This window comes from Promicromonospora sp. NFX87 (assembly GCF_048564965.1).
In the GTDB taxonomy this organism is placed as follows: domain Bacteria; phylum Actinomycetota; class Actinomycetes; order Actinomycetales; family Cellulomonadaceae; genus Promicromonospora.
Genome location: NZ_CP183413.1, coordinates 4,494,952 through 4,514,958 on the forward strand (window position 1 = coordinate 4,494,952; position 20,007 = coordinate 4,514,958).

General features: G+C 65.0%; 20 protein-coding genes and 1 pseudogene. 9 read left to right on the plus strand and 12 right to left on the minus strand.

Annotated elements, in window-relative coordinates:
- Positions 1–13: 13 nt before the first annotated feature.
- Together ACNYC2_RS20170 and ACNYC2_RS20175 are read left to right on the plus strand one after the other, a co-directional pair.
- The gene (locus ACNYC2_RS20170; RefSeq protein ID WP_419703503.1) at positions 14–280 is read left to right on the plus strand and encodes a hypothetical protein; all 267 of its coding nucleotides are present in this window, start codon (positions 14–16) and stop codon (positions 278–280) included.
- Positions 281–300: 20 nt separating this feature from the next.
- The gene (locus tag ACNYC2_RS20175; RefSeq protein ID WP_419703504.1) at positions 301–1,203 is read left to right on the plus strand and encodes a phosphotransferase; all 903 of its coding nucleotides are present in this window, start codon (positions 301–303) and stop codon (positions 1,201–1,203) included.
- 174 nt (positions 1,204–1,377) lie between these two features.
- Here ACNYC2_RS20175 and ACNYC2_RS20180 read toward each other — a convergent pair whose 3' ends face one another.
- The 3 genes and pseudogenes from ACNYC2_RS20180 to ACNYC2_RS20190 form a co-directional block, all read right to left on the minus strand.
- On the minus strand, positions 1,378–2,217 hold the full coding sequence (locus tag ACNYC2_RS20180; protein ID WP_419703505.1) for a hypothetical protein: 840 nt from the start codon (positions 2,215–2,217) through the stop codon (positions 1,378–1,380).
- Between the two features lie 286 nt (positions 2,218–2,503).
- Complete coding sequence (locus ACNYC2_RS20185; protein WP_419703506.1) at positions 2,504–3,031, minus strand: relaxase domain-containing protein; 528 nt, start codon at positions 3,029–3,031, stop codon at positions 2,504–2,506.
- 7 nt (positions 3,032–3,038) lie between these two features.
- Positions 3,039–3,359: pseudogene (locus tag ACNYC2_RS20190) on the minus strand (hypothetical protein); the annotation flags it as partial.
- On the opposite strand from ACNYC2_RS20190, the gene ACNYC2_RS20195 reads away from it, so the two are divergent.
- Positions 3,358–4,371, plus strand: coding sequence for a hypothetical protein (locus ACNYC2_RS20195; RefSeq protein ID WP_419703507.1), 1,014 nt, complete (start codon positions 3,358–3,360; stop codon positions 4,369–4,371). The pseudogene ACNYC2_RS20190 and the gene ACNYC2_RS20195 sit on opposite strands and share 2 nt — an antisense overlap.
- 199 nt (positions 4,372–4,570) lie before the next feature.
- The gene (locus tag ACNYC2_RS20200) at positions 4,571–5,035 is read left to right on the plus strand and encodes a hypothetical protein (protein ID WP_419703508.1); all 465 of its coding nucleotides are present in this window, start codon (positions 4,571–4,573) and stop codon (positions 5,033–5,035) included.
- A 186-nt stretch (positions 5,036–5,221) separates the two neighbouring features.
- On the opposite strand, the gene ACNYC2_RS20205 is transcribed toward ACNYC2_RS20200, so the two are convergent.
- The 3 genes from ACNYC2_RS20205 to ACNYC2_RS20215 all read right to left on the minus strand — a co-directional run bounded on the left by ACNYC2_RS20205 (position 5,222) and on the right by ACNYC2_RS20215 (position 10,013).
- A complete protein-coding gene (locus ACNYC2_RS20205) occupies positions 5,222–7,582 on the minus strand; it encodes a P-loop ATPase, Sll1717 family (protein ID WP_419703509.1) in 2,361 nt (786 codons plus the stop codon).
- Positions 7,583–8,984: 1,402 nt separating this feature from the next.
- Entirely contained in the window at positions 8,985–9,542 is a 558-nt protein-coding gene (locus tag ACNYC2_RS20210) for a hypothetical protein (RefSeq protein ID WP_419703510.1), read from the minus strand.
- Positions 9,543–9,623: 81 nt separating this feature from the next.
- Positions 9,624–10,013: a hypothetical protein gene (locus tag ACNYC2_RS20215; RefSeq protein ID WP_419703511.1), complete on the minus strand. Its 390-nt coding sequence runs from the start codon at positions 10,011–10,013 to the stop codon at positions 9,624–9,626.
- Between the two features lie 188 nt (positions 10,014–10,201).
- Between ACNYC2_RS20215 and ACNYC2_RS20220 the strand changes: the two genes are divergently transcribed.
- Positions 10,202–10,609: a hypothetical protein gene (locus tag ACNYC2_RS20220; protein WP_419703512.1), complete on the plus strand. Its 408-nt coding sequence runs from the start codon at positions 10,202–10,204 to the stop codon at positions 10,607–10,609.
- A gap of 485 nt (positions 10,610–11,094) precedes the next feature.
- On the opposite strand, the gene ACNYC2_RS20225 is transcribed toward ACNYC2_RS20220, so the two are convergent.
- The 4 genes from ACNYC2_RS20225 to ACNYC2_RS20240 all read right to left on the minus strand — a co-directional run bounded on the left by ACNYC2_RS20225 (position 11,095) and on the right by ACNYC2_RS20240 (position 14,533).
- Positions 11,095–12,093, minus strand: a complete 999-nt coding sequence (locus ACNYC2_RS20225) for a hypothetical protein (RefSeq protein WP_419703513.1) — start codon at positions 12,091–12,093, stop codon at positions 11,095–11,097.
- A 202-nt stretch (positions 12,094–12,295) separates the two neighbouring features.
- Positions 12,296–12,964, minus strand: coding sequence for a hypothetical protein (locus ACNYC2_RS20230; protein ID WP_419703514.1), 669 nt, complete (start codon positions 12,962–12,964; stop codon positions 12,296–12,298).
- A gap of 528 nt (positions 12,965–13,492) precedes the next feature.
- The gene (locus ACNYC2_RS20235) at positions 13,493–13,933 is read right to left on the minus strand and encodes a DUF6924 domain-containing protein (RefSeq protein WP_419703515.1); all 441 of its coding nucleotides are present in this window, start codon (positions 13,931–13,933) and stop codon (positions 13,493–13,495) included.
- A 186-nt stretch (positions 13,934–14,119) separates the two neighbouring features.
- Positions 14,120–14,533: a hypothetical protein gene (locus ACNYC2_RS20240; RefSeq protein ID WP_419703516.1), complete on the minus strand. Its 414-nt coding sequence runs from the start codon at positions 14,531–14,533 to the stop codon at positions 14,120–14,122.
- A 123-nt stretch (positions 14,534–14,656) separates the two neighbouring features.
- Between ACNYC2_RS20240 and ACNYC2_RS20245 the strand changes: the two genes are divergently transcribed.
- The 3 genes from ACNYC2_RS20245 to ACNYC2_RS20255 all read left to right on the plus strand — a co-directional run bounded on the left by ACNYC2_RS20245 (position 14,657) and on the right by ACNYC2_RS20255 (position 17,738).
- Positions 14,657–15,397: a phosphatase PAP2 family protein gene (locus ACNYC2_RS20245; RefSeq protein WP_419703517.1), complete on the plus strand. Its 741-nt coding sequence runs from the start codon at positions 14,657–14,659 to the stop codon at positions 15,395–15,397.
- A complete protein-coding gene (locus tag ACNYC2_RS20250) occupies positions 15,397–16,086 on the plus strand; it encodes a phosphatase PAP2 family protein (RefSeq protein WP_419703518.1) in 690 nt (229 codons plus the stop codon). The genes ACNYC2_RS20245 and ACNYC2_RS20250 overlap by 1 nt, the downstream gene beginning before the upstream one ends.
- 149 nt (positions 16,087–16,235) lie before the next feature.
- Positions 16,236–17,738 carry an RICIN domain-containing protein gene (locus ACNYC2_RS20255; RefSeq protein ID WP_419703519.1) on the plus strand — a complete coding sequence of 501 codons (1,503 nt, stop codon included), beginning with the start codon at positions 16,236–16,238 and terminating at the stop codon, positions 17,736–17,738.
- On the opposite strand, the gene ACNYC2_RS20260 is transcribed toward ACNYC2_RS20255, so the two are convergent.
- Positions 17,725–18,177: a CysS/YqeB C-terminal domain-containing protein gene (locus tag ACNYC2_RS20260; RefSeq protein ID WP_419703520.1), complete on the minus strand. Its 453-nt coding sequence runs from the start codon at positions 18,175–18,177 to the stop codon at positions 17,725–17,727. The two genes, ACNYC2_RS20255 and ACNYC2_RS20260, sit on opposite strands and share 14 nt — an antisense overlap.
- On the minus strand, positions 18,161–19,222 hold the full coding sequence (gene cysS / locus ACNYC2_RS20265) for a cysteine--tRNA ligase (protein ID WP_419703521.1): 1,062 nt from the start codon (positions 19,220–19,222) through the stop codon (positions 18,161–18,163). The genes ACNYC2_RS20260 and cysS overlap by 17 nt, the downstream gene beginning before the upstream one ends.
- Positions 19,223–19,404: 182 nt before the next feature.
- Here cysS and ACNYC2_RS20270 point away from each other — a divergent pair, with 182 nt between their 5' ends.
- Positions 19,405–19,947, plus strand: coding sequence for a GNAT family N-acetyltransferase (locus tag ACNYC2_RS20270; protein ID WP_419703522.1), 543 nt, complete (start codon positions 19,405–19,407; stop codon positions 19,945–19,947).
- The last annotated feature ends 60 nt before the right edge of the window (positions 19,948–20,007 follow it).

Below are 20,007 nucleotides of genomic sequence, written 5' to 3' on the forward strand. Positions count from 1 at the left end.
ACCTTCGGAGATCGTGGACTCGGGGTGGCACGAGTTCGTCCTGCACACGGTTGACTACGCTGCCTTCTGCGAGCGGATCGCCGGCCGGTTCCTGCACCACGTGCCCACCGACCCCCAGGACCCGTCCACCCAGGGCGCGTCCGCTCACGAGGCGATGCAGTACACCGTGAACGCCATCGCCGAGGCCGGGTTCTACGTCGACACCGACCTGTGGCCCACCGCGCACTCGGTCGCCTGCTCGCAGTGCCACCAGGGATGCACCAGCTCGACCGCACCGTGACCAACCACTAGGAGAGCACGATGCACCGCCGCTCATGGGAAGAACTGCCCACCGCACTGCGCCACGCCGTCGAGGCGGAGTGCGGACGGGTACTCCGTGCCGAGGCGCCGTCGGCTGGCCGTAACTCGACGTTCGCTGCGTTCCTGCACACGGCCGACGGGACGGTGTTCGTCAAGGGCGTTCCCGACTACGAGCGGCTGGTCACCGTGCACGAGCACGAGATCCAGATCAACTTCCAACTGCGGGACGCGGTGCGTGACGCCCCGCGCCTGCTGTGGACCGTGCGCACCGAGGGATGGCTGCTCGCCGGGTACGAGACCGTGCCCGGCGAGCACGCCGACTTCACGCCCGGATCGCCGGACGTCCCGACCGTGGTCGATGCCCTCTCGCGCCTCGCGCAGCAACTCACGCCGAGCCCTGCTCCTGGTGCGTCGCCACTCAGGAAGAGATACGCGCGCCTGGCTGGATGGCGGTGGCTCGCGGACAACCAGGCGGGCCAGCTCGACGTGTGGGAGAAGCAGCACCTGGACCTGCTGATCCAGTTCGATGACGAGGTGCCGAGCATCTTGCCCGGGGACTCTCTGGTCCACGGCGACATCCACCAGCTCAACCTGCTCGTGCACGGCGACCAGGTTCGGCTGATCGACTGGGCATGGTCCAGGACAGGACCGCCCTGGGTCGACGCCGCACTGCTGGTTCCCCGGCTGATCGGCGAGGGACATGAACCAGCCGAGGCCGAGCGACTCGTGTCCGGTACCTGGGGTATGCAACACGCCAGCGCGATCCCGGACGCCGTCACGGCGTTCGCCGCAACCATCTACGGCCAGTGGCACCGTCTTGCTGTCGAGTACCCCAGTCCGCATCGGGTGGTTGCAGTTCGTGGCGCACGGCGCTGGGTTCAGCACCGGTTGTCTTCGAGCTAGCAACTTTGCCATGCTCGGACGCATGTGACCCAGGAACCATCGGAGATCCTCGGATTGAGGACCCTCCCGGAGCTCGAGTTCCGACTCAGACGTTGAAGCGTGTCATGTGGGCCTGACCTCGTGGTTCACCGGTTGGCCGGGCGCCTTGGGGGAACTGTGGGGGAATGGAGCCGCTCAGCAATTGGTAGTCGGACTGGACGCCTGGGAGTTCTCGGTGCGATCGCGGAGTCCCTGCCAGGCCTGGCCATCCCAGAACCAGCCCATCCGCGATCCCTGGTGTACTACCCACAGGTGCGTGATCGCGGGATCCAGCGCAGGTGGCGTCGAAGGCAGGCCGAACCCGTCGTGCCACGACGGCGCTTCGTGGCTCAGCGGACGCGCGATGTCGAATCGCGTGTCGGCGTCGATCCACACGAACAGATGCCGGTGCTCGACGCCGGATGCCAGCAGTTTCTTCGGGTTGTCCTGCTTCTCGCCGAGCGTGTCTGTGAGAAGGCCGAGCGCCCGATCGCTGCCGCTGGACGTCCCGCCGCTGCCGAGCGTCGGGATCACCCGGTGTGCGTGGCGTCGGTGAGCGTGGTCGGGCATTGCGGACGCCCTCTCAACACCAGCCTCGATCAGTGGCCGGTAGATGGGAGACAGCGGTCCTCGCTGGATGACGTGCACCGTTGCACGCTGACGCTCGAAAGAGGTCTCACCGGCCTGCTCAAGCTCCACCAGGACCGGATGGACACGCTGCACAAAGGTCCTGAGGCCCGGCTGCGTATCGGGGGCGAACGTGAGCCAGCAGGTCCGGAGCTCACCTGCCGGCTCGTCCGCCTCACGCGACTTGTCTAGTGCAACGCGACCGGCGCGTCTGCGGCCGTCCGTCACCCGAGTGACCTCCACCGCATGACGTCCGTCGCCCGAGAGGTAGTCAACGCCGCCATGCGTGTCGGCGTGCTCAAGTGCGACGCCCAGAACGTTCTCAACGATGCGCATCGCCTCGCGCTCATCGGGGCGCTCCTTGTTCATGAAATCCTCTCGACTGTCGTGGCGGCGCTGGAGAGCTTCTGGTCTCCTAATCAGCGTATCCGCTGGCGTCATTCGTCCTCTGGTAGATCCTGCCCGGCTGATCGGGCCTGGCTCGCCCAGAGTTTGCTCTTCGTCAGTCGCCACCCACCGACGCGTCGTCCGGGCGCCCGGCCGCTGGACAAGGCACCGAGTGGCTGTCGCGGACCGCGGTGACTCCCGCTGGGGCGTCCCGTCCGCGGGGCGGTCGCGCTGTTCCCAGGCAAGTCCGAACGTGCCGGTGAGTCGATCACGGAGCGTGGCGTCGTAGTGGGCGGATATCGCGAGTAGCGTCGAAGAGCGGCTTCGCGTCCAGGGCGCGCCAGATGCCGTCGTCGACAGTCTTGACCTTGTTCGAGACGACGACGTGGGTGTCCTGCTGCGGATCGTTCGCCTGAGAGTGCCAGCGGTCGTAGGCCGCGGCGGCGACGCCAACGACTGCCTTCTGCTCGATCCCACCAGGGCCAGTTCGAGTCGCGCCGACGCGCTTCGCCAGGAGCGCGAATGTGTCAGCGACGGCGGCGTGGTGGACCTCAACGATAAGCATCTGGGTGTCCGCGTCGGCTACTGCCCATAGGACGCTGACGGAATTCGTGACGCTTGAGGCCAGGTCGAAGCCGGCGACGGCGTGGCGGTGTCCAGCTTTCGTCTCCTCGGCCTCGATCCTGGCCGCGGCCGTGCGGCGCTCGGCGTCGGTGGGGTTGGATCGAGCGTCGCGACGCGTCCTCGATTCGCTCCGCGGCGGAGTTGTACGTCCGGGAGCCGCGACCCAGCGCACCTCCCGTCACCGGGTCGCGGCCAGCGTCAATGAGGCGCTTGAGCTGCGCGGCGGTCACCACCTGCCCCTGAGCGAGCTCGCCGTGGCCGAGGTGCGCGACGCCCCTGCCGAGACAGAACCCTGGCGGCGTACCCGCCTCCAGATACCGCGTGATCTGGTCCGGAGCGTGCGGTGTCCGTCGGCGTTCGCGACAGACTTGAGCACATAGGCGTCGCGGTGCCCGGCGCAGACCTTGTGGATTGACATCGTCACAGTGGCAGCACCTCCTCACACGGGAGGTGCAATCGACTCGTCTTCGCAATTGCTGCCGTGCCATCCTGTCCTCCATGCCTCAGCCGGAGCCAGCCACATCCGCACGCGCAACGGACGCACTGCCGCTAGCGTCAGAGACCGAAACGCGCTTGATCGCCTCTGGCACCAAGTGGGCACGTGAGGCTCTCGACGCTTGGGCTGACGACGACTACGAGAAGGTTGCGGTCGCAGCGCCACTCTCGATCGAATTAATCAGCAAAGCCGTCCTGTGGCGCGTCAACCCCGTGCTACTCGTGCAACTGAGCGAGCCACATGAGAACTCGCTCGTAGCACTCGCGACCAAAGCTGATCTTGCCCTGAACAACGTCAAGACGATCGGGCTCCAGCTCGCGTTCGGGCGCCTGGAGAAGGTACTCGGTGACCTTCCCGTCGCCAAAGATCGCCGAACGCGCATTGTGAATGTACGCAACGGGGCGGTGCACGCAGGAACAACTACCGAAGCGCGCTTCGTGCTGCTCGACTGCCTCACCCTGCTCATGGACCTGCTCAAGCCCCTCGGCGTTAGCACGGAGACGTTCTTCGGCACCCACACACCAAGCGTCCAGACTCTCCTTCACGAAGGAAAATCAGAAATCGCAGGGCGTGTAGCAGCCAAGAGGGTCCGCGCTCGCTCGCGACTCACTCAACTTGAGGACACGCTCGGCTCGGAAGCCTTCGAGGTCGCGACGGACTCGCTGCAGGAACAGAGATGGTCGCTCGACACTGATGCGCGGGCGTTCGGCCATCTGGCAATCGACTGGGACTGTCCCGAGTGCGGCTCGATCGGTCGGCTCGCCGGGCGAGTCGATGGCCGAGCGGAAGCGGACGTGGACGGTGATGGCAGCCCGTTCGGGCCACACCCAGAGTGGCAGGCTGAGTTGGCGCCCGCCGAGTTCTCTTGCGCAGTCTGTCGACTCCATCTCTCTGGTCGCCAAGAACTGGCCCAGGCAGGCCTGCCGTCGCAGTTGTTCGATGTTGACGAGGACGCTCTCGGCGAGGACTTCGATCTCGACGCCCACCTTCTCGACCTCTACATGGGCGACGACTAAGACCTCGAACTTCGCTTCCACGCTCGGCTCGCCTTCACGGCCCCGAGGTCCGCTACCGCGGAAACATGCGTGGTCCGGCGAATCAGGATGGTACTGGTTCCGTCAGTCATGCTCAGTCATCGGCAACTCCAGTGCGGTCTGGCAGGTGGCGGCACGGCGGCGGCCGCATCCAGATTCGTTGTCGGGCATCATCGGTGCCGTGTCGACTGCGCTGATCGCTGCTGCAACCGCCCTACTTGTGTTCATCCTGGGTAAGGTTCCCGGCTTCACTGGGGAGGCGAGGACACTTGACCGACTCAAAAAGGAGTTGGAGATCCACGCCTTGATGCCGGATGGCGAGGCGCGGGACCGGCTCGGAGCGAGCATTGAACACGATGTGGAAAACCTGCTCAGCGAGCGCGACGTCCGTCAGAAGGCGCGGGACTCGTTTGAACACATCACCGGGAGGACAAGACTCGAACGGACAACCGAGGTGCTGGCGATGGCCCTCCTGGTAGTTGCCTTTGCCTTTGCATTTTTCGCCAACGCTTTGGGCATTCCCGGCGGGCACGAGAATGGCAGGCTCTTCGAAGTGCTGGGAGTCGTTGCGTCCCTTGTGATCGCTATGACTTTGGCTCTGGCCGATCGAGCAGCTCGGAGAAAGCACCGGCGCGACCGGGGTTGATGATCGGTTTCCTGGCACCTGCCGAGCGCACCGCGATGGCTGGCGATGCAAGGCAGCACCGCGCGCGGAAGATCAAGCTTCGAGCGGCGGCCGACCCTCCACGATGGCGCAACTCTGGCCCGCTCACTGAAGCGCCTTAGCCGGGACCGTCGCCAGCTCATCAGCCAACGCCCACCGCACCACCACTTATGCCTCTACGACCAGATGGCTTCGATATGCCGAGTGAATTTCGAAGCGCGTGGCGCGCCCAAGCCCCTTAGCTAGCTTTCGGGCCAAGACATCCGCCTTCGCCATCTCGCCAACCGTTCCGCCATAATCAAAGCGCATGGCACCCACCTCGATGCCGAGGAATCCATGCTGCCGGAGTATTCGGATCATCTCGTCGTGATGGCGCGCTTCAATCCCTCCCTCGGAGAGTGCTGTGACGATATCGGAGCGGTCCAAGATTGATTTCTCGCCCACGAACGCGTACAAAAGCTTCTCCATATCCACGCCGGCCGCAACACCCTCTACGACGAGCGCGTCGTATGCAAACTGGCTGTATGAAACTTCAGCCTTCTCGATGTCCTCCTGATTTATCAGCCCATGCTTGGCATTGGTTGCTTGCAGCACGGCCGCATTTGCGAAGTAGACGAGATCCCGCGGGCGCGGTTGAACATGGCTGAGGATATAATCCTTCGATGGTCGGCCTGCGATCTCACTCACGAAATAGTGATTCCAAAGGTCCGACGGCGAAGATTTGCCATCGCGTGAATCCAGAAACCGATCCTCGAGGACGCGCGCGAGCATTTCCTGATCTCGCCATTCGATTTCAGTCGAATTTATCTTGTCCGGCTCTCGCGCTTCCCTGCGAACAAATGCGTAAATGTCACTCCGGAGAAATGCGGTCAAAGTAAACCTCGCACCTCCACCGATGGACTCGCGGGCAAACTCGTCTGAAACGCGTCCGACACTCGTAAGCAGCCCGAATATCAAGTCGGAGAGTGAGTGGAGATCAGCTCCGCGCTCCCAGGCCTTGTCCAGATTGTCGATTAGGACAGCAACCCGCCTCTTGCCATGAATAGCCTCCGAAAGAGCGGCGCGGAGCTTCTTTAGGTGCCCACCATATAGCGTCTTCCCTATGCGCGCCCGGGTTTCCTCGATACTGGAACCGTCGATCCGAGCACCAAATTCCAGGTCTAGGCCCGACACGAGATTCTCAAGGCGAACCGAGAAAGAGGCGTCAACGCCCTTATGATCGCTCTCAAGCATCATGAAAAGTCGCTCAACAGCCGACCCAGCAGCAATCCCGGCCGGCGTCGACCGAACACTTCGTACCACTTCCGCCGCAACTTCTGCATAGAGGAGGTACTTCCAGACTCCTTCCACCAGGTAATGGCCAATGTGCGCCGTTTCCACTCGGCCTAGTACCTCTACGAGAGCTTCGAGTTCGTAGCTCGCAGGTTTTATTACGCAGACAACGTTTCGAGCATCGCTACGCAAGCGAGCTGCGGCCTGGAGCATGTTGGCCGTTTTTCCCGTGCCTTTACGTCCGGTGAATATTGATGAGATTCCATCGACAACATCTAGATAGTCCCGAGTCTCGACGAAGTATCGGCCGAGCCCTTCTTGATCCGCTTCAGCAACGTGGTTTCCGAATCGAAGAGCTGCTAGCTCGATCCCGATATGCTTGCGCGTTCGAGACGGAACTGGTGCGCCTGAATCCAGAGTCTCGATCCACGACGAGACTTGCGCGACAAGATCCTTCGAAAGTCGATAAGTAATGCGCAGGTCTCGATAGTCGAGCGGGACGGACGCACTGTCTCTCATCGCAATTCTGGTGTGGTTTCCAAAGCCCACGGAAAGCCCAGCGAGAAGGGATGCCCGACGATTTGAGGTCTCTGCAAGATACGCATCGGTTGGCGTCAAGTGGACCAACGCCGTTCGCGACCTGTAGATTTGCTCGACCAGCCACGCTAATGGCGCTGTTCCATACTCATCCAGCTCGAGAGTCTTAACACTAAGACCGGTATGCGAGTCGATCACACGGGACAATGCGCGGCTCGCCTCATCCTCTTTCATGCTGGGTACGTAAACGATGTGTCTAACGTCCGGCTCCGAGTCGATGCTCTGACCAAGCAGGAAGTCGAGAAGCGCTTTCGGCGGACTAGCAAGGATCGCGGTCATGCTCGCAAGCAAGTCGCCAGAATTGAGGAACTTGGTGTATCCGACAGTTGTGAGAAGGCCGAATTCTCGGAAAATTCGATCGCTCAGTATATTGTCGGCGTCTCGCGTGATGATTATCTGCTTGCCACGAGCGGTGGCGATACCAAGCTCAAAAAGCACGTTTGGATTCAGGTCGGTGATGTCAAAGACGCAAATAGTAGCACTGTCGATTGCGTCGATTATGTCGGAGATAATCAGCTTGCCATCGACCAGCAGATCTTCCCAGGTTATCGACTGGGCGACACTCGGGTGGTCACCCAACCTGGCGGCAACCAGTTGCAGCGACTCACGCACATGTGGAATATCTGCTGCATAGCCAAAGAAGATGTGTTGTTTATCCATGACTCTCCAAATCTGCGAAGTTTTGAGTCGAAGTTAGGTGACCGAGGCATTTTGATTATTATTCATTGATGGCGCCGGGCGGCCAACCCCGCTTTCGAATGCTGCACAGCTTAGGGCGGGCCAACGGTTCGCCGTGCGCCTGCAATAGATGGTTGTGGAAATATCCATGGCATTGCCTCCGAGGCCTGAACCACCAGGGTGCCAGGTTTTGGTGCTGACCGGCCGTTGAAGCGCGGGTGAAGTGGTTGTCATCCGTAAGTCGACGCCCGTAGCTCGCACGATGAGTCGTGCCCTCGCAGAGCACTACGGCCAGGTGACCCTGACCAGTCAAGTTCCTCCGCTTTGCGGGGTGCCCCGACCTGGCCGTTTGGGCCGAGTAGCTTCGTGGTCCTTCTCTCGCGTGCACCCTGAACAGGTTTGGGACTGTTGCATGGAGGTGACGCACGGTGTGCCGTCCCGGTCTCGAACACCGTGCCGACGCGCCGGATCGCGCATGAGGCTCTCTACCAAAGCGGCTTGACGTATCCCCGCGGCGGGAAGCGGGCGGAAGTCCGACTCCCGGTTCCGACCGTACGCGCTAGGACTACCGCAGAGTCCACCGTCGATGCCCACTTCGGGTCACGTAGGCCACCCTCTGCCAGCAGTTTGGTCACGTGGGTCAGTACTTTGCGTGCCGCGACGGGAGATGCCTGCACCCGCCTAACGCACTCATCGAGCGCGTGTTCGGTCGTCGTGACGGTTTCCACGACGTCCATGGCGATGGCCCCGGCGGCTGCGGCCCGGCGTTCCTCGTACGCAGCACGCCGACACCGCGGCGAGCACCATCTAGCTGGCCTCCCCGTCGTCCTCACCGTGACCTGGTTCCCGCATCGAGGACACACGCCGGAGGTCCCCACGCGATAGCCGGCGGACCGCTGTCCGGTGGGCGCGCGAGACTCGTCGTCCCCCAGCCCGGCAGAACTCGCGTCGACGCTCATTTGCCCACCCCAGATGTTTCGTACGGACGGAACCGCTCACAGCTTGTGCATTAGGTGTGTGGCCTTCGTCGGGCGGTCTGCGGGACCCGTTGTCCATCCGCTCGATTGCCCAAGCCGCGCAGTCCCGTCAGTCGCGCTGCCGTGTCACGCGGTGTGCGTCGTCGCGTGCTCGTCCGTATCCGCAGCAGTTCGTCGGCCGTGTCCGTGCTACCACGTACGTCAGGAACGTGGCGGCGGGGTCCTCCGCAGGGCCCGAGCAATCTCCCCGGTGCATGCGAAGAGTCCGCCCTCCCCAGGGGATGACGGCATCATTGCTCTGGCGCTATGCGCCTATCTCGGGCGGCAAGCTCTGGAACGTCCGACGCGGTGCCGGGCTCTCCCCCGCGGTCCACTCCCGCTTACAGCGGTCTGGGATTGCCCCACGATCACCAGAATTCGATGCCGCCCACCCCGCCGACGAGGTCAGACCAGAACGCGATTCGGCGGTGGTGGGTGCGGCCCGTCGTCTCACCGAGAAACTCGTAGGCGCAGTAGCTGGCGAGATCAGTTCCGTAGTAAATGACGTCGGTCTGATAGGCAGAGAACACAGGCGCGCCACTGGGCTCCGGTCCTGCTGGGATGTAGCGGTGGCCGTAGATCGGCACGAGTTGCGGCACCGTGGTCAGGTGGTGCCGAGCGACCTCGATCGCAGCGGCCTTGGTCGCCGGTCGTTCGCCCCAGGCCGGCATCCAGAAGGCGCGCTCGACGTCGTACAGGACACCTTCGATCGGCCATGCAAGGCTGTCACGGATGGTCTGCTCGTCACCGGTCCAGTCGATCCAGCCCTCGGGGGTAACGTTCCGCAGGACGTCTATGTGGTCGCGGTTGAACGTTAAGCCGTAGGTGGCTTGGATGTCGGCGATCTGGTCGCTGGTCAGCCCGGGGCCGAGGTCGAGCCGGGATCGGTGCAGGATCCTGATGGCGAGGTCGGCGATGGGGCTCACGGCGTTGATGATGCCAGCCCCAGCCATCGATCGGTGGCCCGTGCTGGAGGCTTTGGCCGTGGTCGGGGACGACGACGGAGGTCATGGCGTCGCGATCCTGTGAGTTGTGCTGCCTGGCTGGTGCGGACGGCTGACTGTTCCGTCCTGCGGATCGAAGACCACAAGTCCATGGAGGGCGGCCAGCTCGAAGATCGTGTCGATGACGTCGCCGGCGCGGCCGTGTCGCAGGTTGGTGGTCACGTGGTCGATTCCAGTGTCCAGCGGTGATGACGCCCAGGGAGTCGTCTCGCTGCGTGACGCCGGGCCGTTATCCGGATGCACGCCGCAGAGCACCTCGTAGAACGCGACGATGCGCGCGTCGAGGTCGCCCTCCGGATGGTCCTGCCCGGCGGCGCATCGCAGTGCCTGGGCACGAATCTCGTCGTCGGAGGTGCCAGGCGTCGTCGCGAGGATCGTCAGGTCAAAACTCATCTTTGATCCTGGATTACGACGGGGGCATCGACGGGAGTGCTCACGTGTGCAGTGTGACGGGCGACCGGTCCGCCGTCCACGTCGATCTTTGAGGCCACCGACCAGGGACACCGAAACAGGAATCGGTCCGGCTAGGATCTGCGCCATGACTACCACGAAGGGACATGCCGCGTAGGCGCCCTGTTCAAGTGCGGCGGCACGCCGCACGCCGGCTCCGCAAGTACCGACCGACCGCGTTTCGTTGGCAATCCACCAAGGACGGACGTCTGTCGGGTTCGACCCAAGCGGCCATAACACTCGCCGAGACCTTCACCGGTGAAGTCTTCGGCGCTCTTCAGAACTGGGACCGCGAAGCCCGCACCCACAGGCCGTGGGGCAGGTACGGATACGGCTGCGGAATCAGGGAGTGCTGCGGCAGCCCGCTCGACGATCGCGACACCCTTGAGCAAGCGATGCGTGGCCTGCCACGCCGCCCCGCACGTGAGCTGAGAAACCTCGTTCACGAACTCGACCGCCGCATCCTTGCCAAGTTCCCAGTCCAGCTCGACCATTACTACCGCTGGTGGCACGCGGACTTTCCTTGGGACTACGACTGACGGCTCTCCAAAGCGACACGCACCCCAGAACCGCATCGACGAGCAGGACGGACCGTCCGGCAGGGACGAACCCCTTGGCTCAGTGCCTTCAGCCGACGTCCCTGCCCGCCGTCGAGGGAGGCTCGCGAGGCTGGCCCTTATTGGCCCTAACTTCCGCCAATCTGGCCCTAGTTAGGGCCAATAAGGGCCAGTCCCAGCCCCACACGAGCCCACTCCAGCATTACAATAAGGCCAGGTCAGCAGCCATTTTCGGCCGGTTGGCCCGCATCACCCGATCGCCACCCGGCAAGGCTTCCAAACTAATTACGTGGGTTCGATTCCCGTCGCCCGCTCGGAGTGCGGAAGCCCAGGTTAGAGACTGTTTCTAACCTGGGCTTCGTGCATTCTGGAGGCCGCCCTTTCCGAACCGGCGGCCTTGACGAACTTCCCTACGCGCGCCTTGTCCTTCCCAGTGAGCCCGTACAGGCCGCTCGCGTTCCCTTCGATCATGTCCTCCGTCGTGGCCAGCCGAGGTCCGCCCTCGTCCAACGCCGGCCGGCGATGGCAGGTCGCTCCTTGACCGCGGCCGGTATCGCGTGGAACTGCGCGGACCAGCTCGCTGGCGGCTCACCCAGTACCCGAAGCGCGTCGGGGACGATCGCCGTCGGCTCTCGTCCGTCCAGCGGAAAGTGCAAGAACACTTGGTAGACGTTGTCGACGGTCTCCAGCGCGACCAGGTAGGTCGATGGGTCGTCGTGAACGAGATAAGAAGATCGCAGCATCAGGCCCTCGGCTCGCAGCCGTTCCTCGTCGACGCTGGTCAGGATCTGGCGCTGGGCGGTGTCCTGCGGGCGTTCCCAGGAGTGGTCGGCAGCGACCCGGGCGACGGCGGCGTCGTACTGGTCGGCACGGAACGTCACGCCGTGGTCCATGGGCGTCTCATGCAGCCAGTCCCAGTGCACGGCGTTGCCCTGACGCAGGATCCGGACATCAGTGACTCCGCATCCGTACTCGCCACACTCGCAGCGAGCGATCGGCACGACACGTGGTTCGGTGGACGCGACCAGCCGGTTCTCCGGAACGAACAAGCTGTCCGGCCCCATGCCGGCACCCGCGGCACGGCTCGTCATCTCCACATCGTCGACGAAGACCAGCACCTGGAAGTCGTCATGCACGTCGGCTGCCACTACCTCGAACCGGATCGTCTCGGCAGACGTGCGCGGAACCACCGTGCCGTCGTCCGCCACGACATCCGAGAGCGCAATCCCACCTGGGCGCGGCAGCATCAGCTCTCGCAAAGCAGAATCGAGCAGCACACGCAGATCCTCGGTATCCACGTGCCCCGTGGCCCCGGCGAGCTCGCGAAGGGCGGGCGAGTCGACGCCCGAAACGAGGGCGTCTGTGGCGGCGTCGACCAGAAACGCATTGTCGACACCTCGATCGAAGGACCAGCGTGTCGCAGCCTCGTAGAGACGCTGCCGGGCGGATGGGTTACGCGATGTCATCGCCGCCCATTCTGGACCACAACCGTTCCGGGCCAGGATGGCGGTTCTCGCAGGCCACGGGCGCATACGATCGACGGCGCATCGCAGGATCGGCTGATCCTCCACTGTGCGCCGGCCCTCCCCCTGTCGCCGATCTGTGCAGCAGCCCCGTGGCCACGGGGCCGGCTCTTCTTGGCCACGCCGTCACTGCATTCCGGTGCCACTACATGACGAAGCGCTGGACCGGGTGGTCCCAGGAAACGGCACAGTAGAAGAGCTGCAGGTTGGTCCAATTACCGAGGACCAGCCCAGTCGGCTCGCCACACTCGGGGCCGCGCGGTTCGTCGGCCGGCGGCGCCAGGTAGGTCGTTGTGGTCGTCCGATGGGTATGGGTCACCTCGGTGCTGGCCAGGCTGAGAAACGTGCTCAGAGGATTACCGCAGGCGCACGTAAAGGCGCTGAAGTACGGGCCCCCGATATTGCTGTCTGCCGGCCATCCGCCGACCTTGGACCCGTCGGCGAATGACCGCACCGAGTCGTAGCTGGTTCCCAGCTCGTCATCACGTCGCGTGACCTGGTCATGGAAGGCTCGTCCGAGTACCCATGCAGGAGGGAACTCGGTGACTTGCTCCGCAGCGAGTACACACGGGACCGGAACGTAGCCGTCCAGGAAGATCTGGTCCTCACCGGGGTGCGGCACGTCGGTCAGGACGTCGTCGACGTCGCCCGAGCGGCGCCATACGACCATGAACTCTTCGTCAGGCGGTGCGGTGCGGAAGTGATCCATCTCGAATGCGTCGACGCTGTCGTCCGGGCACCACAGGATCTGCAGGACGTCCACACCGTCCGGGTGCGGCAGGTCCGGAAAGTCACGCACCCAGAGCTGGAGCACCGCGACCAGAGGGATCGTCCCTCCACCAGGCTGGTGGGCCGTCGGCCACGGCTCGTCGGCCGGCCACAGCAGCGGACCTCCGACGGATGACTCACGCACTTCGGGCTGACCCGGGCGTGGATGCAGCATCGTCGCCGTGCGCTCGTACCCGCGCAGTTCGGGAAAGATGGCAGTGATGTCCGACGGCGGGGGTGGGGTCCTCACGCGAATGCATCCTGCCAGGAACGTCCGAGGCGCATGAACAGCAGAGCCAGCGACAGCTCTACCGACCATCAGCCTCCCGCGCGGACGCTTCCCCTCGCTCCGTCAAGCTCAGCCGGAGTCCGGCCTCCCCCAGACCGCGCCACCCGGCCCGCGGCCCGCGGCCCAAGGTGAGCACTAATGCGGTTGCGGCCGTGATTGCGAGCTGTTTCCTGCGAGCAACCATGTTCTGATTGTTCGCTTCAGGACTGGTTCTTGACCCCTGTACCGCGGGTGATTTGGTCGAATCGGCTCGGCGCCTGGCTGCCGGCGGCCTCGCTACCGGCCCTAGCGGAACGTCTCACGGAAGACCCCATCGGAGCCCACGGACTCCAAGAGATCGATGAAGTCGAGGTTCGCCAAGACAAGGCTCGCCTCGATCGCGTAGACAGTCTCAGGGACAGCTCTGAACATGGCCAGGTGGGTGTCGGAATCGCTGAGCAGATCCACGACCAGGAGAGTGCTGTCGAGCATTGATCGCGCGTCCACGACGAAGGCGAAATCCTCCACCTCGACCATTTCCGCGATTTCCGCAGGGGTGGTTCCAGCCAATCGCTGGTCCTCCACGACCAGGAGGCTTGCCCCGTCCGAGTTCGGCCCAACTGGTCGGCGAGCTTCGGTAAGGACCTCCTGGAAGCGGCCATCGTTGGTGTAGTCCGTTCGAACCAGAACACCGGACAAGTCGAGCTCATCGACGGGCGGGACGACCTTTGCTGGTACGTCGCGCACGGCCGCCAACCTAGCGTTGAACCGTCCACCGGACTGAGCCCTGCGTGGGCAACAACTAGCGGCCGTGCCGAAGCAAGCATGGCGGGACTGGCCCGGCCCTAACTTCCATTCCCGTCGCCTGGTCAGGTGCGAAGGCCGAGGCCAGGGAGCGTTTCTGATCTGGCTGGCCGCTGCGGTGCCTCGGCGTCACGAGACGTCGTCGGGAAACACAAGCAGTCCCTTCCGAACCACACACAGTGCTGGGCGATCCACGCCGACAGCCCGCCAGAGCGCGTGCCCTGCGGCGTAGCGGACGTCCCCCGGCCATGTGTCAACGTTGGTGCAGATCTCCGTCACGACTGCAAGCACGTCACGAGAGACAACGCGCAGAGCCAGCCGGGCGCCGTCGAGCGCCTCGGCGAGATGGTCTACGTCGGTATCCAGCGCATAGGCGTAAGGACCATAGGCGCTCTTGCGCCAGGCGAACGGAGCCGTTCCCGGCACGACGGTAGCGGCGTGCGTCGTCGTACTGACCGCAACCGTCACCTTGGCAAAGTGGAGCGCGCCGCCGTCGACGTGCGCCAGCCGGTAGGTCGCCTCTTGGAAGCCATCGTCGTCCATCGTTAGGGAAACTACTGGTTCCCCGCCAACCGCACCCGCCCCAGCCAGTCAGCGCCGGTGGCGGCCAAGTCACGGCACGCGTAACGACGGGCCAGTGGCGCCGCCCTGTGGCAACGTGTCGTCATGAGGCCCGTTTTGCACCGAAGTAGTCCCGGCCGCGACCCGCAGACCGCCACACCACCGCGAGCGCCCGCAAGCCGCGCCCGCCGCCTCCTACGCGCCGCGCTGACCGGCGTCGCGACCGGCGTCGCCCTCATCGTCATCGCGCTCCTCGTGCGCGAACAGTGGCCGCCGCTAGTCCAGCTCGACGAGCGCGCCGTAACCGACGGCGTAGCGATCGCCGCCCAACACCCCGACCTGCTCCGCGCGCTCATCCTCTGGCAGTGGGCGTTCCTAGCAATCCACCTATTGATACCCGTCGCCGCGATCGGCCTCGCCTACTGGTGGCGCACCGGCAACGCCACGCGCACGTGGTGGGCCCTCTCGACGATCCTCACCGCCTGGGGACTGTCCAACCTGCTGAAGGAGGTCGTCCGACGCGCCCGGCCCGTCCTGGACCAGCCCGTGGAGAGCGCCGCCGGCTACTCGTTCCCGTCAGGGCACGCCGCGAACACCGCGGCCATGACGACGGCGCTGGTGGTCCTCGTGTGGCCGTCACTCAGATCACGGGCAATGCGGGTCACGGCAGTAGCCAGCGCGGCCGTGCTCACAGTCGCCACGGCAGTCGACCGAGTCATGCTCGGCGTCCACTACCCCTCCGACGTGGTAGCCGGCATCCTCTTCGGGGTCGGCTTCGTGCTGGCGTCATACCTCGCCTACAAGCACTGGCCAACGCCCCTCCCCGAGCCCGGCACGGCGTCCTGATGGTCGACCTCGAGCGGTGGGCGCACGACACCTCAGCACCCAGCGGGAGCGAGGCGCGACGCGACCTCGGCCTCCGCGTAGGAATCCCAGCAGCGGTGTGGTGGGTGATCGTCGTCGGCCTCGGTCTCCTTCTCGCCGGCCCATTGGCAGGCCTCAAGGAGCGCGAGAACGCAGTCAACGAGTGGTTCGTCGAGCAGCGCACGGCGACCCTCAACACCCTCACGGAGATATGGGGCGTGATGGGGACCACCGAGACGATCATCGGGATCTGCCTCGTCGTGTCCGGCGTCGTCTGGTGGCGAACCGGACAGTGGTGGTACGCGGCGGTCCCGGCGATCGCGGTCGCCGTCCAGGCAGCGGTCTTCATGCTGGCGGCGGTCGTCGTGAGCGCCGAACGCCCCGACGTCGAGCAGCTCGACCACGCACCACCGACGTCGAGCTTCCCGAGCGGCCACTCCGGCGCCTCGATAGCGCTCTACCTGTCGCTGGCGCTGATGGCCCAGCGCATCGAGCGCACGTGGCTCCGCGTGATCGTGACCGTCGTGCTGTTCGTGCTGCCCCTGCTCGTCGTCTACTCCCGGTTGTACCGAGGAATGCATTATCCGAGCGACGTCGTCGTCGGGGTGCTCAACGGTCTCGTGTGCGTCGTCATCGGGTGGTACTGGCTACGGCGGAGACCCCGTGCGTGATCGTTTCTGATCGTTTACAACCCACTCTTGACCACCTACTGTTCGGGTGGGACTCTTACGGCGATGCTGACCTCGGAAACGATCAGTATCGAAGCCCTCTGCTAGTTCACCGACGAACACGCGCAACGAAGCGCGAGATGGGTTGAACCGTGACGACACTCCGTAGAACCTCCCCACGCCCCAGACGGCCCCGGGCTCGCCTGGCCGCCGCGCTGCTGGCCCTTACCCTCCTGCCGTTCACCGCCGTCGTGGGCAGCGCCCCCGCCACCGCGGCTACGTCCCAGTTCCGCGGCATGAACTGGGCGGTCGCCGGTGACAACTTCTCGACGAGCCCGCTGGTGCTCGACGGGCTCTCGTCGTCGGACAGCTACGACACCGTGCGGGCCAAGGCCAACGCGCTCTACGACGACATGGGGTCGACGCTCGGCGTCAACACCGTCCGCCTGCCCGTCAACACCCACACGGTCGGCACCGCCTGGTGGGGTGCCTACCGCGGCACGATCGACGCGGCCACGGCCCGCGGGTGGAAGGTCATCCTCGCGTACTGGGAGGACGGCGCCGCCTCCGGCGGCAGGGTCACCAACACCGGTGCCTGGAACTCCATGTGGAACACGGTCCTGTCGCAGTACGCCTCGAACGGCCTCGTCTACTTCGAGCCGATGAACGAGCCGCACGGCTACTCGTCGTCCGAGTGGCGCAACACGGCCGCAGCCTGGCTCAGCTCGCACAGCAACGCACCCCACGGCCGCGTTCTGATCGGCGGCACCGGCTTCAGCCAGGACCTGCGCGACGTCTGCAACGACTCGCGCTTCAACAACACCCTGCTGTCGTTCCACACGTACACGTTCATGTACGGCGCGATGACCTACGACGCCTGGCGGTCGCACATCACGACCCGCCTGGGGAACTGCGCGTCGCGCGCCGTCGTGACCGAGTTCGGCTCCGCGATGAACAGCGGCCTGAACTACAACGACAGCGGCAGCACCCACAACATGGTCCGGTACCTGCGCGCGGTCGCCCAGGTCGTGCGCGACAACTCCATGGGAGGCACGTACTGGCCTGCCGCCGGCGGCAAGCAGGGCAACATCGGCTACGACTGGTACTCCATGTACGTCAAGAGCGGCAGCGGCACGGCGCTCGACATGACGATCCGCAACTACTCGGGCGCCAACCAGTACCGGTATGCCATGGGCGACGCCGTGAACCCCAGCGGGGGCACCGGCTCCGGGTCCCGCGTCGGCACGGTCGCCGCCAAGCACTCCGGCAAGTGCATGGACGTCGTCGCCGCCTCGATGTCGAACTCGGCCGAGGTCGCCCAGTACACCTGCGGCACGGGGACGAACCAGCGCATCGCGCTGAACGACCTCGGCAACGGGTACTACAACCTCGTCGCCCAGCACTCCGGTAAGTGCATCGAGGTCCCGGGCGGATCCACGGCCGACGGCGCCGGCATCACGCAGTACACCTGCAACGCCGGCACCAACCAGCAGTGGGAGCGCATCAGCGTGGGCAGCGACCACCAGTTCAAGAACCGGAACTCGGGCAAGTGCATCGAGGTCCCGGGCGCATCCACCGCCAACAGCGCCCGCCTGAAGCAGATCACCTGCAACACCGGCAGCACCAACCAGGTCTGGACGATCACGACCTCGTGATGTCTGCCTGACGCCGTGCGCGGCGGCGGGCGAGGCCACGACCTCGTCCGCCGCCGCGCACATCCAGCCCGACGCCGACCGTTCCTCGAGGTCGGGTCAGCCCCCCGGAGGCGACGTCGGCCGGCCACCAGCGGGTGCCGTCGGCGGTGTCCTCGATCACGATTCCCTTGCCGGTGAGTGCTTCGCGGATCTGGTCTGCGCCGGCGAAGTCGCGTGCCTTTCGGAGCTCTGTGCGACGGGCGAGCGCAGCTTCGATCTCGGAGTCGTCGACGGCGCGGGTCTCCAGGTCAAAGGTGTCGAACACGTCGTTCACGCGCTCAAGAAGGCGCGCCGCAGATGGTCCGGGCGGGACAGGACTGCGGTTCTGTTCGCGGATGTACTCGAACAGCGCAGCCAGGGCCGCAGGGCTGTCGAGGTCGTCGTCAAGACGTTCGATCATGGCCGCCCAGGTGGCCTCCGCGGCGTCGACCACTCCCCCCGGGCTCGTCGACGGAATGGTCGACCTTGCGAGCGAAGTTCTCCACCCTGCGGCGCGCGCTGCGTGCCTGCTCCAGCGCAGTGGCCGAGAGCTCCATCGACGAGCGGTAGTGCTGGGACAGGAAGGCGTACCGCAGCGTCCGGTAGTCGGCCATGGCAAGTGCGTCACGGACCGTGAGGAAGTTGCCCGAGCTCTTGGACATCTTCGCGCCGTCGACCCGAAGCAGGCCGGTGTGTACCCAGTGGCGTACGAGCGGTTCCTTGCCCGAGGCCGCTTCCATCTGAGCGATCTCCGCCTCGTGGTGCGGAAAGATCAGGTCGACCGCACCGCCGTGCAGGTCGTACTGGGGACCGAACAGGGCTTCGGTGATCGCGGTGTCCTCGATGTGCCAGCCGGGACGGCCCGGGCCGAGCGGCGTGTCCCAGAAGGGCTCGCCAGGCTTGCGCGCCTTCCAGAGCGCGAAGTCGCCACGGTTGCGCTTGGCATCATTCTCGTCGATCCGGGCGACGGAGTCCTCCTCGGCGACCTCGGTCCGTCCGGACAGCTTTCCGTACCCGGAGAATGTCGACAGGTCGAAGTACCAACCGTCGTCCAGCTGGTAGGCGTGCCCGCGAGCGACGAGCGCTTGGACCTGGGCGACGATCTGATCGATGTGATCGAGGGCGCGGGCGTAGACGTCCACGCTCCTGTTCCCGAGCGCGGCCATGTCCTGCCGATAGGCGTCCTCGAACTCAGCTGCAAGGTCGCCCGGATCGCGGCCCGACTCGGCGGCTCGTCGGATGATCTTGTCGTCGATGTCGGTGATGTTCTGCGCGTACGTCACTTCGAGGCCGCGCGCCCGAAGGTAGCGGGCGAGGAAGTCGAACTGGGTATACGTCTTCGCGTGCCCGACATGCGCCAGGTCGTACACGGTGGGTCCACAGACGAACATCCGCACGACACCGGGCGTCATCGGCTCAAGCAGCTCGACGCGCCTCGTCAGAGTGTTGTACAGAGCGATCGTCATGCGTTCTCTCCAGATCTGTTTCAAGAGGCGGATACGGTGAGCCCCCGAGTCGCTGTCGGAGCGACCCGTACGAGGCTCAGACCTCGCTGTCGGCATCCTTCCAGAACCCCGGCTTGTGGTCCCCATGGCAGGGCCCGGGCAGTCGCCGTCAGACGTCGGAACGCAACCGGTAGCCTCCACGCATGGCAGACCTGGGACCCGTCGCATGGCCGCCCGTCCCGATCAGGACCGAGCGGCTCGTGCTGCGCGCGCCGGAGCCCCGGGATCGCGCGGCAATCATCGAGCTGAACGCCTCGCCGGAAGTCTGCGCCTACATCGGCGGCCCACGGCCGCGTGACGAGCTCGAGCGAGCGGTCCCCGAGGTGCCGAGGCAGCGTCCGGGCGGCTTCGTGGTTGACCTCGACGGGGCAGCGATCGGAATCGTCTCGCTCGAACGGCGCGACGCGGGGCATGGGGTCCGCCCGGCGATCGGGAAGGTCGAGCTCGGCTTCCTGTTCCTGCCCGATGCGTGGGGAAAGGGGTACGCCGCGGAGGCCTGCGCGGCCGCACTCTCCTGGTTCGCCGACGCGTTTCCCGGCGAGGCGGTTGTGCTCACTACCCAGACCGCCAACGAGCCCTCGGTACGCCTCGCGACGAGGCTGGGGTTCACCGAGGTTGAACGGTTCGAGGCCTACGGCGCCGAGCAGTGGTTCGGCGTGCAGTCCGCGGTGGCAGCTGCTCAGTGAGCCGGCGGCGTGAGGCCGTAAACCGGCCACCGCTACACACTGCATGCGACACGCCGGTGA

Coding starts and splice junctions, on each gene's coding strand:
- ACNYC2_RS20225 (WP_419703513.1), bottom strand. CDS start 12,093: ATGACATCGCGTAACCCATCCGCCCGGCAGCGTCTCTACGAGGCTGCG.
- ACNYC2_RS20250 (WP_419703518.1), top strand. CDS start 15,397: ATGGTCGACCTCGAGCGGTGGGCGCACGACACCTCAGCACCCAGCGGG.
- ACNYC2_RS20175 (WP_419703504.1), top strand. CDS start 301: ATGCACCGCCGCTCATGGGAAGAACTGCCCACCGCACTGCGCCACGCC.
- ACNYC2_RS20205 (WP_419703509.1), bottom strand. CDS start 7,582: ATGGATAAACAACACATCTTCTTTGGCTATGCAGCAGATATTCCACAT.
- ACNYC2_RS20245 (WP_419703517.1), top strand. CDS start 14,657: ATGAGGCCCGTTTTGCACCGAAGTAGTCCCGGCCGCGACCCGCAGACC.
- ACNYC2_RS20270 (WP_419703522.1), top strand. CDS start 19,405: ATGGCAGACCTGGGACCCGTCGCATGGCCGCCCGTCCCGATCAGGACC.
- ACNYC2_RS20240 (WP_419703516.1), bottom strand. CDS start 14,533: ATGGACGACGATGGCTTCCAAGAGGCGACCTACCGGCTGGCGCACGTC.
- cysS (WP_419703521.1), bottom strand. CDS start 19,222: ATGACGATCGCTCTGTACAACACTCTGACGAGGCGCGTCGAGCTGCTT.
- ACNYC2_RS20215 (WP_419703511.1), bottom strand. CDS start 10,013: ATGAGTTTTGACCTGACGATCCTCGCGACGACGCCTGGCACCTCCGAC.
- ACNYC2_RS20260 (WP_419703520.1), bottom strand. CDS start 18,177: ATGATCGAACGTCTTGACGACGACCTCGACAGCCCTGCGGCCCTGGCT.
- ACNYC2_RS20180 (WP_419703505.1), bottom strand. CDS start 2,217: ATGAACAAGGAGCGCCCCGATGAGCGCGAGGCGATGCGCATCGTTGAG.
- ACNYC2_RS20195 (WP_419703507.1), top strand. CDS start 3,358: ATGCCTCAGCCGGAGCCAGCCACATCCGCACGCGCAACGGACGCACTG.